Below are 13,721 nucleotides of genomic sequence, written 5' to 3'. Positions count from 1 at the left end.
GGCTACACTGCGGGGATCATTATGCTCAACGACGCGACAAAGCTTTTCTATCAGCCGGTGATTGCCTTTTTCGGCGCGGTCTCGGTGGTCATCACGATCTATGTCGTGTGGCTGACATTGCACAATATCAGTCTGATGCGGCCAGGGCAGGAACAGTTCATCGGGCTGGACAACTACTTGCGGCTTCTGCTCGACCCACGCGGCCTCAATGCTCTCTGGCGCACGGTCCTCTTCACGGTGCTGGCCACGACCATTGAACTGATCATCGGCCTTTTCGTCGCCTTGCTGCTCGACCGGGAATTTCATGGCAAGAGGATTGCGCGGGCTATCATGCTCGTGCCCATCGTCATGACGCCCATCGTCGTCGGGCTGACATGGCGTTTCATGTTCGACCCGTCGAGCGGTATGGCGAACTACCTCCTGTCCCTGCTTCATCTCGGTTTGGTCGATTGGCTTGGCAATCCAAACGTCGCCCTGTTCTCAGTGATGATTGCCGACATCTGGCAATGGACACCCTTTGTCGTGCTCTTGACGATGGCGTCACTGGAAGCGCTGCCAGGCGATCCGCAAAACGCCGCGCGTGTCGACGGCGCTCGGGAGTGGCAGGTTCTCTGGCACATCACCTTGCCAGCGCTTCACCGTGCGCTTCTTGTCGTCGCCCTCATCCGCGCCATCGACAGTGTGAAGACCTTTGACATCTTCTACATCATGACCCGCGGCGGGCCAGCGCTGTCGACGGAAACACTCAATCTCTACGGCTATATTTCGGCATTCACCAATTTCGACATTTCCTACGCCCTGACCGTTGCCATGGTGTTGACGATCTTCACCAATGTCGCGCTGCTGTTGCTGTACAACCTGGCCTTCAAGGCTCAAGCGCGGGGAGCCGTATGATGCGCAAAATGGCCTTCTATATCGCCATCCTCGTCCTCATCGTGGTCGTGCTGTTTCCGCTCTACTGGGTGGTCGTCACATCGGTAAAGACGACGAAGGACGCCTTTGCGATCCCGCCGGTCTGGTTGTTCGAACCGACCTGGGAGAACTACCAGCGCGTTCTCAACAATGGCGTCTTCATTCGCGCCTTCATGAACAGCGTCCTTATCTCCATTACGGCAAGCGCCATATCGGTGGCGATCGGTGCGCTTGTCGCCTATGGACTCGTGGCACAGGAAGAACCGGTCCGCCGCAGCAATGAAAAGTTCGTGCTGAGCCTCAGGATAGCACCACCCCTGATCTTCATCATTCCCACGTATTTTCTAGCCGCGCAGTTGAAATTGCTCAACAATCACTGGGTGATCATTGCGGTCTACGCCTTCATCAATGTGCCCTTTGCCATATCGCTGCTCATCACCTTCTTCGAGGACATACCGAAGGAGCTGCGTGACGCGGCAAAAGTGGACGGCGCACGCGAACTGACGATCTTCTGGAACGTGTTCCTGCCGGTTGCCAAGGGCGGCATCGTCGCGACGATGATCCTGTGTGTGCTGTTTACCTGGAATGAGTTCTTCATCGCCCTCGTCCTGACCGGGCGGGACACCCAGACACTGCCCGTCAGTATCACCTCGTTCCTGACTTTTCAGGGGGTGCAGTGGGGACCGCTGACGGCAGCCGCAACACTTGTCATGCTGCCTATGCTCGTTCTCGGCATGTTGGTTCAAGGCCAGGTCGTACGTGGCATGTCACTCGGAAGTATAAAAGGATGACCGGCATGATCCAGGCCAGCAAACAGTCGCTTTCCCTACGGAAAATCACCAAATCCTATGGCCCGATCTCGGTGCTGAAAGGGATTGATGTCGAGGTCGATGAAGGCGAATTCGTCGTCCTTCTCGGCCCCTCCGGCTGCGGGAAATCCACCCTGCTGCATGCGATCGCGGGTCTGCATCCGATCGACGCTGGAGAAATCGTGATCGAGGGTCGACCCGTGACACACATCCCGACACGGGAGCGCGATGTCGCAATGGTGTTCCAATCCTATGCGCTCTACCCGAACATGACGGTTGCGCAGAACATCGGCTTTCCGCTCCGGATGCGCAAACTCTCGCGTGAGACAATTTCGCAAAGGGTGTCGGAGGTCGTACGCCTCTTGCAAATTGAACCGCTTCTCGAACGGAAGCCGCGCGAGCTTTCCGGTGGCCAGCGCCAGCGTGTTGCCATCGGACGGGCTCTTGTGCGCGACCCGAAGATTTTCCTCTTTGACGAGCCGCTGTCGAATCTTGATGCGACGTTGCGTGTCGAGACACGCGCCGAGATCAAGAGACTGCACGAGCGCGTCGGAAAAACAATGGTTTATGTGACCCACGACCAGATCGAGGCCATGACACTAGCGACCAGAATTGTCGTGATGAACAAGGGCGATATTCAGCAGATCGGCTCGCCCTATGAGATCTATCACAAACCGGCCAACACCTTTGTGGCCGGGTTCGTCGGCTCGCCGTCCATGCAGTTTATCAGCGGCCGCCTTGTTATGGATGGGACCACAGTGATCTTCACGGATGGAAAGGATTGGAAACTGCCTCTTCCGCTGCCAGGACTTTCCGAAGGCATTTCGGGAGACGTCATTCTTGGTGTGCGGCCGGAACACATAAAGCTGGCCCGTCACGATGAGGAGGGTCATGACGCCATCGTCGACCTGGTCGAGTCGACAGGCCCTGAGGACAACGTCACTTTATCGATCAACGGACAGACGGCGACAGCCAGGCTGGAAACCGGGAGCACCGCCCCTGGGCAGACGATCAAGGTGCAGATAGCGGCCGAGAAAGCGTCCCTTTTCGACGCCGCGACTGGACAGCGCCTGAATTGAACGGAAAAACCATGGAAATCATCGTCAAGGATACAGTCGACGAAGCCTCTGCCATCGTCGCGGAAATTCTGATCCGGCAAGTCGAAGAAAAGCCGGACAGCGCGCTCGGCTTGCCGACGGGAGCGACGCCGCTTGGGGTGTACGCTCGTCTGATTGAGGACTTTCGAAACGGCCGTGGTTGCTACAATCGTGCCCACGCCTTCAATCTTGATGAGTATCTCGGGATTTCGGGCACCGACACTGCATCCTATGCCTTCTACATGCGTGAAAACCTGTTCCGGCACATCGATTTCATGCAGAGACATATCCATATTCCGGATGGTTCAGCTGCGGATGCGAGCGCGGAGGCCACGCGCTACGAAACGCAGATTGCAGCGCGTGGAGGCATCGACCTGATGTTTCTCGGCCTTGGCCGCAACGCCCACATCGGCTTTAACGAACCGGGATCTCCGCATGACACCCGCACCCGGCGGGTTGCGCTGTCAGCCTCGACGATGGAAGCCAATGCGCGCTATTTCGAGCCGGGCTCACGCCAACCCACGCATGCCATCACGATGGGAATCGGCACTATTCTAGAATCGCGGAGAATCGTTGTTCTGGCGACCGGCATCGAGAAGGCCAGCGCGGTTGCGGCAAGCCTTGCAGGGCCAATAACAGATGCCGTTCCCGGCTCCGCGCTCGCACGCCATGCCCATACGACCATTGTGCTGGACAGGGACGCCGCCCACGAGCTTGATCGCATACTGGCGTTGGAGATTGACGCGTGACGAGGCCGGTGCTTGCCATCGATATCGGTGGAACAAAAACGATGACGGCGCTCGTGTCTGACGCCGAAGTCCTTGAGGAGGTGACCGTTCCAACACAGCGTTCTGACGGACCGGATACCTGGCTCACCAACGCCCACGCTGCCGCGGAGCGTTGGCATGGTAAGTATGATGCAATCGGCCTTGCTGTGACGGGCTTCATCCGCAATGGGCTTTGGTCGGCCATGAATCCTGAGACACTCGGAATACCTGAAAACTACCCTCTGGTCGACAAAACCTCGGCCTTGTTTGGCGCACGCGCCCTTGCGATGAACGACGCTCAGGCGGCGGCGTGGGGCGAGTATCGCTTTGGCGCCGGGTCTGGTGGCGATCTGGTTTTTCTGACCGTATCGACGGGTGTCGGTGGAGGTATCGTTATCAACGGTCGGCCACTTGGCGGTCTCGCCGGGCATTTCGGGCTGACGCAAAGTTTTGGCGGTAGTTCCACCTATCTAGAGGACCAAGTGTCCGGGCGCTGGATGCAGGCAGAAGCCGCGCGACAGGGATTTGGCGCCACGCCCGCCCCCGACATTTTTAACGCTGCGCGGAACGACGAAACTTGGGCGAAAGCGATCGTTGCACGATCGGCGCGTGGGATCGCCATGCTTTGCCGGGATATTCAACTTATACTTGACCCCGCAGAGATTGTGATCGGAGGTGGAGTCGGCCTTGCCGAAGGCTATCTCGATCTCGTTCGCGATGTCAGCGTTCAAATCCCTTCCGCCATAAGATCAAATATAATGCCCGCTAAACTGGCTGCACGGGCTGGAGTTATCGGAATTGCCGATCTTGCAAGCCGATTACTTCTCCCAGATGGTCAGGCTAGCGAAGTGACAAATTCATCGATCTCGACGCGCTGACCATCGGTTGCGCTGATCGCAGAATGATAGAGCGTCCTTAGCGTGTCTGAAAAGACGCGCGGCGCTCTAGCCACGGCTCGGTCGTTTTCCGGCGAAGAGATCGGCATAACTTTTGATGAGCTTGGTCATGCGGTCGGCGACCGTCCGGATCTCCGGGCGGTGGCGGTCCTCGGCATTCATGACGATCCATTGCCGGTGGCGCAATTCCGGCAACTCGCTGCCTTGCCGCTGCAATTCGGGATGGAGATCGCCGACGAAACAGGGAAGCACGGTCTTGCCGGCGCCGGCACGCACCAGATCCGGCAGCGAACGCGGCCGATTGACGGTGGCGACGATCCCCGTCCCGGCATGGGCGTGCGGCCAGCGCAGATAGGCCGATATCGCCTCTTCCTCAGCAACGGCAATCCAGCGCTCGTCGGTCTCGGCGGCGTTGCGCCTGATATAGACGGCATAGGCCACCTCGCCGAGCAGACGTGCGGCAAGATTGGCCTCCTCAGGCTCGAAGGCGCGAATACCGATGTCGCTCTCGCGATAGGCAAGGCTCGCCCGCGCCTCGCCGATGGTGAGCGAAATGGCGAAGGCATCGCCCGGCATGCGGATTGCGGCGAAATTCTCGGTCAGCAGCCAGGCGAGCCAGGTGCCGGCGGCGACCCTGACGGTCGTGGCGCCCTCGCCGGATTGCCGCCACGCCGCCACCTTGCGGGCGGCGGCCTCCATTTCCTGCAAGTGATCGAGCAGCGCCTGGCCATCCTGTGTCAGACGATATCCGGTCTGGCTGCGCGAAAACAATGCGCGGCCGATTTCCTGCTCGAGATCGAGCATACGCCGGCCGACGGTCGCAGGACTGAGCCCGCTTGCGGTGCTTGCCCCCGTCAGCCCGCCGAGTCGGGCCACCTGCAGGAAAAGCTGATAGGAATCCCAACTCGCGTTTTTCATCAATGAAAAACATAGCGGGATTTTTCCCGTTTATAAAGAGAAATTCGACGCCTAGATCAAGTGATGTCTTACACAGGAAAGGACATTGTCATGATCGACATGATCACCATCGCAGGCACCATCGGCTATCGACACTATCCCCAGCGAAGCGGTGGCAAGGCGGAAGAGGACAGATTCTATGCCGAGTTCGGAAACAATAGCCTCATTGGCTTTATCGCCTGGCTGACGTCGCTCGACCTCAATCTAGGAAGGCGCCGCAAGGGCGCGGCGCAATCCCGTAGCGGCAGCTGCGCGGTTCAGGCGACTCTTCTTGCTCCGAGATGAGCCGGTGCCGATTCTGCGACGATGCGGAACCGCTCGATCAGCGCCATCAGCGTATCGGCCTCGCCGGCAAGCAGGCGGCTTGCCTGCGTCGTCTCGGCAACCATCGCCGCGTTCTTCTGGGTCATCTGGTCCATGGCGTTGACCGAACCGTTGACCTCCTGCAGCGCGGCCGACTGATCGCGGCTGGCGGTGGCGATGGTTTCGACATGGCCGCTGATCGCGATGATCTCCTGGCTGATCGAGGCAAGGACGCTGCCGGTCTTCTGGACCAGTTCGGACCCTGCCGTCACTTCGCGGCTCGATGTCTCGATGAGCGACTTGATCTCGCGCGCCGCATCGGCCGAGCGCTGGGCGAGTTCGCGGACTTCCTGGGCGACGACGGCAAAACCCTTGCCCGCCTCGCCTGCGCGCGCCGCCTCGATGCCGGCATTCAGCGCCAGAAGATTGGTCTGGAAGGCGATGTCGTCGATCACCTCGATGATCTGCTCGATACGCTGCGAAGCCTGCTCGATGCGATCCATGGCGGCGACGGCATCGCCGACGACGGCGCCGGAATTGTCAGCCGTCTTCTTGGTCGCAGCCACGACATTGTTGGCTTCACGGGCACGCTCGGCGGAAGAACGAACCGTCACGGTGATCTCTTCCACCGCGGCCGCGGTCTCCTCGAGGTTCGCCGCCTGCGCCTCGGTGCGTTTCGAAAGCTCGCCGGCAGAGGCGGAGACGGCGCCGCTGTTGCGCTGGATCGTCGAGGCGCTGTCACGGATACCGGACAGCGTATCCTGGAGCCGCAAGAGGGAAGCGTTGAAGTCGACGCGCAGCTGCTCCAGCCGGCCGACGAAGGGCGTGCCGATCGTCTGCGAGACATCGCCCTGCGACAAGCGCCCGAGGCCGGCGGCAAGCTGGTTGACGGCAAAGTCGATCTGGCCATCGAGCGAGCGCTTGTCGGCATCGTTCCTGGCGCGCTCGGCATCGCTCAATTCGCGCTGTTCGGCAGCCTGGGTTTCCAGGTCGCGCCTTGCACGGGCACTGTCGCGGAAAAGCGCCAAGGCCCGGCCGATGTCGCCGAACTCGTTCCTCTTTTCGACACAAGGAATCGCCCCTTCGAGATCGCCCGCGGAAATCGAGTGGACGCTGGTCGTCAGCGCCTGCAACGGCTTCACCGACAGGCGGATCGCATAGAAGGCGAGAACGCCGACGATGAGCATGACGATGGCGCCGACGCCGAGAACCAGCATCTGCAGCTCATACATGCGCTGGTAATAGAGCTCCATCGGAATGCCGATGAAGAGAATGCCGACATTGGCGTTCGAGGCGTTCTTGATGGGGAAATAACCGGTCATGAACTTGCGGCCGAAAAGCTCCGCCGGACCGTAATAAGCCTCGCCCCTGGCGAGAACCGGCTGGGCGGGGTGCTCGGCGACCAGCTTGGTGCCGACGGCCCGGTCGCCGTTTTCCTTCTTGACGTTGGTGGAGATGCGGACGTAGTCGCTGCCCTGCTTTTGAAAGATGGTCGCAACGCCGGCGATCGATTGCGCCGTGCGGTCGACCAGCGAATGGTCGGCAAGGGCGGGAATGGCGTCTTCCGTGACAGTGGAGAGCTGATTGTCCTTCAGCTCGATCTTTGCAGCCTGATCGGCCGCGCCGTAGAGGACGGCCATGGCGCGGGTGGCATCCCTGGCGTCGGAGACAGCCCCATCCATGACATGGTGGCTCAGATTGTAATAGGTCACGCCGACGATGGCGGCCGTGCTGATCGCCAGCAGAAACAGCGTGATCGCAACGATCTGGCGTACGATCGACGTAGAGAAAAGGCGCAGCATCGAGACCCCCGGGAGATAGACCACGGTTAAATTAGACTAAAAGCGTTAAAGAAGATTCTCCGTAAATCAGGGTTGTCGGAGGTATTCATCGGTCTCGTTTTCAGACGGATCATCTCTGCGTGATGGCCGCGCGACCGCTCGCAATCCGACCAGATCGCGATTTCTGCGGAATAAATAGAAACGGCCCCGGAAAGTCCGGGGCCGTTCGAATAAAGACAGGTCGGTCGATGATCAGGCGGCGCGGTAGACCGGCGCGCCGGTGGCTTCGCCGTCGATCTTGAACTGCTGGATGAGCCTGCGCAGCGAACCGGCCTCGTCGGCCAGTTCGCGGCTGGCGGCAGTCGTCTCCTCCACCATGGCGGCGTTCTGCTGCGTCATCTGGTCCATCTGGTTGACCGTCGCGTTGACGCTCTGCAGCGCGGTGGACTGGTCATGGCTGGCGCGGGCGATCATCTCGACATGCTGGCTGATCGTGACGATCTGGGCGCTGATCTTGGCGAGCACCGTGCCGGTCTCCTGCACGAATTGCGAGCCGGAATTGACCTCGTTGGTCGACTTGTTGATCAGCCCCTTGATCTCCTGCGCCGCGGCGGCGGAGCGCTGGGCCAATTCGCGGACTTCCATCGCGACCACCGCGAAGCCCTTGCCGGCTTCACCGGCGCGCGCCGCCTCGATGCCGGCGTTGAGCGCCAGGAGGTTGGTCTGGAAGGCGATCTCGTCGATGACGCCGATAATCTGCTCGATCTGGCGCGAGGCACCTTCGATGCGGCTCATCGCGTCGATCGCATTGCTGACGACGACGGCGGAATCGTCGGCACTGCGCTTGGCCTGGCGGACGATCTGGTCGGCATCCTTGGCGCGTTCGGCCGACGAGCGGACCGTGACGGTGATCTGATCGACGGCGGCCGCGGTCTCTTCGAGCGAGGCAGCCTGTTGTTCGGTACGCTTGGAGAGGTCCTCGGCTGACTGGGCCATCTGGTTGCCGTTGCCCTGGATCAGTTCGACATTGTCGCGGATCTGGCTCATCGTCGCCTGCAGGCGCATCATCGAACCGTTGAAATCCTGGCGCAGCTGTTCGAGACGGCCGATGAAGGGCGTTTCGATCGTCGTCGAGATATCGCCCTGCGACATGCGTTCGAGGCCGGCGGCAAGCGCATTGACCGCGAATTCGATCTGACGATCCATCTCGCGCTTTTCGGCGTCGTTGCGCTGGCGCTCGTGTTCTGCGGCGGCGCGTTCCTCGTCGCTCTGCTCCTCGATGCGGATCTTCGAGATGGCGTTTTCCTTGAAGATGCCGAGCGCGCGGGCCATGTCGCCGATTTCATCGTGGCGCTGCTCGCCGGAGATGCTGGTATCCAGCGCCCCTTCGGCGATGCGGCGCATGGCGCCGGTGATATGGCTGATCGGGCGCTGCAGCGTCAGCACCAGGGCAATGCCGCCGAGGATCGACAGCAGAATGCCGAGACCGGTGGTCATGACGGAGATGCTGTTTGCCTGGGTGCGCTCGGTGCCGGCCGTCTGCTTCTGCAGCTCGGCGAAATCGGTCAGCTTTTTCCAGATCTGGTCGAGCTCCTGGCGAGCCGCGGCATAGGCGGTGACACGCTGGCCGATCGTGTCGACGATCTTCGAGCCGCCGCCGGAAATGACGTCGAGCGCCGGCTGGATCGCGCCGGATATGCCTTCGGCAAAGCCCATGCCCTTGGCGCTGGTGACCAGCACCTGCATGTCCTTGCCGAGCGTGCCGGCCTGCTGCTGCAGGCGCACGAGATTTTCCTTGCTGGAATCGGCGAGAAAGTCGGAAAGAACGATCTGAAGCGAATAGACCGAATTTTCGAGACGCCTGGTATCCTGCAGGACCGAGTTGGCCTGGGCAATCCGGCCGTCGAGCGCGGCGAATTCCTGGGTCGCGTCACGCATCTTCTGCGTTGCGGTCAGCTGCGTATAGGTCGAGGTCTGGCGGAAGCGCGAAATGAGACGGCCGAGTTCGGTGGCGGTCTCGTCGGTCGGATTGGGCGTCTGGACGATCGCCTTGATGCCGTCGATGGTCGCAGCCAGCGCGTCGATGACATTCTTCTGATTGCTTGGAACCGAGATGGCGATCAGACGCTGCGATTTGATGATCTCCGGCATCTGTTCGTTGATGAAGGCGATCTTGTCCTGCGGTGTCTGCGGCTTGCTGAAGCCGCTGGCGACGGTGCCGAGGAAATCCCCGCCCTTCAGCAGGCGGTCGGCCGTGCGAAGGGTGCTGGTGGCGGCGCTCTCGTCGCTCTGGACGGTGCTCTGCAACTGCTCGGCCTGGTAGGACACGGTGAAGCGAGTGCTGATCACGCTCTTCTGGGCCGCGTCGATCTGCTCATGCAATGCCCGTTCCTGCTCGTGCAGGGCCCACAGCTTGTCGACGACGCCCGAAATTTCCTTGGTGCGGCGCGATGCTTCCGCAAGGCTGTCGCGACCGGCGGCCTCGTCACCGACCTGGCTCAGCGTCTGGTCGAGCACGCCTTGCTGGGTCTTCAGATCCGAGATCAATTTGTCGCGCGCCTCAGGGCTGGTGACGCGCAGGAAATCGTCCATCGAGCCATAGAGATCTTTGAAGCCGCTCAGCGACTGCAGCACGCTGTTGGATATTTCCATGCGGCCCTGCAGAAGTCCCGAAGCGTAGAGGCCGGTCAGGCCCACCGCCGAAATGGTGACGACGAAAGGCAGAACGAAGATCAGAACCTTGGTCTTGATCCTGAAGCGGGAAAGAATCTTGTCAATCAACATGGCGTTCCGGGCCTTTCATACACCACTCCTCCCGCAGGCGGCCACATGGCGCCAGCCGGGTGCACATCGAGCTGTTCTTATTTTACATTGGGGAACCCGGAGGCCAGGCGGCAGTCATTGCCAGTTCACGTCCAAACAACTTGGAGATGCCCAAATATTCGCGAGCAATTGTGTCAGATTAGATATTAATTTTCGGATAAGCGGTTATGGCGGGTTAAGCCAAGGCAGTGAAATAGTTACAAATTATGGGCCGCGATGCCGCGGTGCGACAATTGGCATGTCGCAATGTTGGTTCCAGGTCTGCTGACAGGATCAGATGAAGTGCGAGAGCAGCAGCGCGAGGCTGGCGGCGGTGGCGCCGGCTGCAAGCATCAGATAGCGCAGGGCGACCATCCGGGCGTTCGGCTTTGCCTCGGCAATTGCGATGGCGCGGGCGCGTCGTGCGTTTCTGTTCATGGCGAAACCTCACTTCTCTCTGACACAACAACAATCCAACAAAACGGCTTGCCGGTAAAGCTTAATTTAGGAACGACCTCACAAACCGCCAATTGAGACAGGATGGCGCACCTCTATTAAGAAGTCTTGAATCGGTATCTCCGGATATTTCCAATGCATGTCAAAAAGTGTGCAGCGGTTTTAGGGCTACGACATGCATCAAAACAAAGAGCTTTAGACGCATTCGCCGGCGGCAAATCCGGAAGCCCAGGCCCACTGAAAATTATAGCCGCCGAGCCAGCCGGTGACGTCGACGCATTCGCCGATGAAATAAAGGCCGGGCACGGCTTTTGTTTCCATGCTGCGGGAATCGAGCGCCGCCGTGTCGATGCCGCCGAGCGTCACTTCGGCGGTGCGGTAACCTTCCGAGCCGGACGGTTTGACCGCCCAGTTCTGGACGGCGGCGGCAAGACGCAGCAGCGCCTTGTCGGGTAGGTCGGCCATGTTGCCGGAGATCTTTTCGCGCTCGACGAGAAATTGTGCCAGCCGCTTCGGCAGGATATCGCCGAGTGCCGTCTGCGGCGACTGACGGCCATTGATCTGTTTTGCCGTCTTCAGATGGGCGGCAATGTCGATATCCGGTTCGATCGAGACCACGACCTCGTCGCCCTCGCGCCAATAGGAAGAGATCTGCAGGATGGCTGGGCCGCTCAGCCCGCGATGGGTAAAAAGCAGCGCTTCGCGGAAGGCGGTCCTGCCATGGCGGATTTCGGCCGGGGCGGCAATGCCGGCGAGCGGCGCGATGCTTTCCAGCAGGCCGGGATCGAGCGTCAGCGGCACGAGGCCGGGTCGGGTTTCGAGCACGGCCAAGCCGAACTGCTCGGCGAGGCGATAGGCAAAGCCGGTGGCGCCCATCTTCGGGATCGACTTGCCGCCGGTGGCGACGATCAGCGACGATGCTTCGCAGTGACCTTCGCTCGTCGATACACGGAAGCCGGATTCGGTCTTTTCGACGCCTGATATCTCGGTGCCAAGATGCAGCACTGCACCGGCCGCGCGCATCTCCGCCAGCAGCATGCGGATGATGTCTTTGGCGCTATCGTCACAGAAAAGCTGGCCGAGCGTCTTTTCGTGCCAGGCGATGCCGTGGCGGTCGACCATGGCGATGAAATCGGCGGGCGTGAAACGGGCAAGCGCCGACTTGCAGAAGTGCGGGTTGGCGGAGAGGAAATTCTTCGGGCCGGAATGGATATTGGTGAAATTGCAGCGGCCGCCGCCTGATATGCGGATCTTCTCGCCAGGCGCCCTGGCATGGTCGAGGATGACGACCGAGCGGCCGCGTTTTCCGGCACGGATGGCGGCCATCATGCCCGCCGCTCCGGCGCCGATGACGATAACGTCGCTTTTGCGCTGCAAACCCGTTTCCCCGATCAAACCCGCGTCTTCTTTTTCCATCAAAGGGCGAAAGTCAACGTTTGCCACCCCTCGCCAATTGGCAAAGTCTGGTTATGATGGCGCCACGATCAATGCAAACCGGTGTGTCATGTCCCCAAAAAAGACGACGCTGAAGCCTGCCAGAAACGTACCCGCCTCGAAGAAAACTCCCCCGGAACCCGGATCCCTGCGCGGCGTTGCGAACTGGAAGGAAGCAGCGCGGTGGCTGAGGGACAGGGGCATCGAAGACATCGAATGCATCACGCCCGACCTTGCCGGCGTTGCGCGCGGCAAGATGATGCCGAGTTCGAAATTCACCTCCAACACCTCGCTGGCGCTGCCTTCGGCGATCTACCGGCACACGATTTCGGGCGAATATCCCGACGAGACGGAGAGCTTCCGCTATGAGCCGCGCGACAGCGATCTGAAGCTGATGCCCGACCTTTCGACGCTTTCCGTCGTGCCCTGGGAGACCGACCCGACGGCGCAGGTGATCTGCGACATCGTCGATTCGGACGGCGGCGAAGTGCCCTATACGCCGCGCAACGTACTGAAGCGGATCATGAGCCTCTATCATGAGCGCGGCTGGAAACCGATCGTGGCGCCCGAGATCGAATTCTACCTCGTCGCCAAGAACGACGATCCAGACTATCCGCTGCACCCGCCGAAAGGCCGGTCCGGCCGCTCGATCCTCGGCGGCCAGGGCTATTCGATCGCCGGCATCAACGAGTTCGACGAGCTGATCGACGACGTCTATCATTTCTCGGAGAAGCAGGGGTTGGAGATCGATACACTGATCCATGAAGAGGGACCGGCGCAGCTCGAAATCAACCTGCGCCACGGCAATCCGATCGAACTTGCCGACCAGGTGTTCCTGTTCAAGCGGACGATCCGCGAGGCGGCGCTGAAACACGATATCTACGCGACCTTCATGGCCAAACCGATGCAGGGTCAGCCGGGCTCGGCGATGCATATCCACCAATCGGTGGTCGATATCGAGACCGGCAAGAACATCTTCTCCAACCCTGACGGATCGGCCTCGAAGGAATTCTTCCATTTCATCGGCGGCATGCAGAAATTCGTGCCGAGCGCGATGGCGATGCTGGCGCCCTATGTGAATTCCTACCGGCGCCTGCAGCCCGATATGTCCTGCCCGGTCAACAATGCCTGGGGCTACGACAACCGGACGACCGCCTTCCGTGTCCCGGTCTCCGATCCGCAGGCGCGGCGCGTGGAAAACCGGCTGCCGAGCTCGGACGCCAATCCCTATCTCGCGCTCGCCGCTTCGCTCGCCTCCGGGCTGCTCGGCATCATGAAGCAGATCGAGCCGACGGCGCCGACCGAGGATTCGGCCAATGAGGGTTCGATCGACCTGCCGCGCGGCCTGCTGGAAGCCGTGGCGCTGCTCGAGGACGAACCCGCCTTCGAGGAGATATTCGGCAAGCAGTTCATCGGCCTTTATGCCGGCGTCAAGCGCGGCGAGTTCGAGACCTTCATGCAGGTGATCAGTCCCTGGGAGCGGGAATTCCTTCTGCTCAACGTGTAG

At 60.5% G+C, this 13,721-nt stretch carries 12 protein-coding genes; 7 read left to right on the top strand and 5 right to left on the bottom strand.

What is annotated here, in order from left to right; all coding sequences use genetic code 11:
* Positions 1-21 precede the first annotated feature (21 nt).
* The 5 genes from GR198_RS04365 to GR198_RS04345 are packed head-to-tail and all read left to right on the top strand — an operon-like array spanning position 22 to position 4,463.
* The gene (locus tag GR198_RS04365; RefSeq protein ID WP_164067584.1) at positions 22-894 is read left to right on the top strand and encodes a carbohydrate ABC transporter permease; all 873 of its coding nucleotides are present in this window, start codon (positions 22-24) and stop codon (positions 892-894) included.
* Complete coding sequence (locus GR198_RS04360) at positions 894-1,703, top strand: carbohydrate ABC transporter permease (RefSeq protein ID WP_017990303.1); 810 nt, start codon at positions 894-896, stop codon at positions 1,701-1,703. Before GR198_RS04365 ends, GR198_RS04360 begins: the two co-directional genes overlap by 1 nt.
* Complete coding sequence (locus GR198_RS04355; protein WP_164067582.1) at positions 1,700-2,800, top strand: ABC transporter ATP-binding protein; 1,101 nt, start codon at positions 1,700-1,702, stop codon at positions 2,798-2,800. Before GR198_RS04360 ends, GR198_RS04355 begins: the two co-directional genes overlap by 4 nt.
* Positions 2,801-2,811: 11 nt before the next feature.
* A complete protein-coding gene (nagB, locus tag GR198_RS04350) occupies positions 2,812-3,567 on the top strand; it encodes a glucosamine-6-phosphate deaminase (RefSeq protein ID WP_029874080.1) in 756 nt (251 codons plus the stop codon).
* Complete coding sequence (locus GR198_RS04345; protein ID WP_029874079.1) at positions 3,564-4,463, top strand: ROK family protein; 900 nt, start codon at positions 3,564-3,566, stop codon at positions 4,461-4,463. Before nagB ends, GR198_RS04345 begins: the two co-directional genes overlap by 4 nt.
* A gap of 66 nt (positions 4,464-4,529) precedes the next feature.
* On the opposite strand, the gene GR198_RS04340 is transcribed toward GR198_RS04345, so the two are convergent.
* On the bottom strand, positions 4,530-5,399 hold the full coding sequence (locus GR198_RS04340; RefSeq protein WP_029874078.1) for a LysR family transcriptional regulator: 870 nt from the start codon (positions 5,397-5,399) through the stop codon (positions 4,530-4,532).
* Positions 5,400-5,489: 90 nt separating this feature from the next.
* Here GR198_RS04340 and GR198_RS04335 point away from each other — a divergent pair, with 90 nt between their 5' ends.
* The gene (locus GR198_RS04335; protein ID WP_164024830.1) at positions 5,490-5,723 is read left to right on the top strand and encodes a hypothetical protein; all 234 of its coding nucleotides are present in this window, start codon (positions 5,490-5,492) and stop codon (positions 5,721-5,723) included.
* Here GR198_RS04335 and GR198_RS04330 read toward each other — a convergent pair.
* From GR198_RS04330 to GR198_RS04320, 4 genes are all read right to left on the bottom strand, one after another.
* Positions 5,696-7,543: a methyl-accepting chemotaxis protein gene (locus tag GR198_RS04330; protein ID WP_029874076.1), complete on the bottom strand. Its 1,848-nt coding sequence runs from the start codon at positions 7,541-7,543 to the stop codon at positions 5,696-5,698. The two genes, GR198_RS04335 and GR198_RS04330, sit on opposite strands and share 28 nt — an antisense overlap.
* Positions 7,544-7,774: 231 nt before the next feature.
* Positions 7,775-10,306: a methyl-accepting chemotaxis protein gene (locus GR198_RS04325; protein ID WP_164067580.1), complete on the bottom strand. Its 2,532-nt coding sequence runs from the start codon at positions 10,304-10,306 to the stop codon at positions 7,775-7,777.
* 312 nt (positions 10,307-10,618) lie between these two features.
* Complete coding sequence (locus GR198_RS35290; RefSeq protein WP_012756101.1) at positions 10,619-10,762, bottom strand: hypothetical protein; 144 nt, start codon at positions 10,760-10,762, stop codon at positions 10,619-10,621.
* 213 nt (positions 10,763-10,975) lie between these two features.
* Positions 10,976-12,196, bottom strand: coding sequence for an NAD(P)/FAD-dependent oxidoreductase (locus tag GR198_RS04320; RefSeq protein WP_164067578.1), 1,221 nt, complete (start codon positions 12,194-12,196; stop codon positions 10,976-10,978).
* 88 nt (positions 12,197-12,284) lie between these two features.
* Between GR198_RS04320 and GR198_RS04315 the strand changes: the two genes are divergently transcribed.
* Complete coding sequence (locus tag GR198_RS04315; RefSeq protein WP_003545596.1) at positions 12,285-13,721, top strand: glutamine synthetase family protein; 1,437 nt, start codon at positions 12,285-12,287, stop codon at positions 13,719-13,721.

The sequence above is a fragment of the Rhizobium leguminosarum genome, from assembly GCF_010668065.1.
Taxonomy (GTDB): domain Bacteria; phylum Pseudomonadota; class Alphaproteobacteria; order Rhizobiales; family Rhizobiaceae; genus Rhizobium; species Rhizobium leguminosarum_S.
The sequence above is the reverse complement of the archived record's forward strand: the minus strand, read 5'-3'. Positions and strand labels throughout refer to the sequence as shown.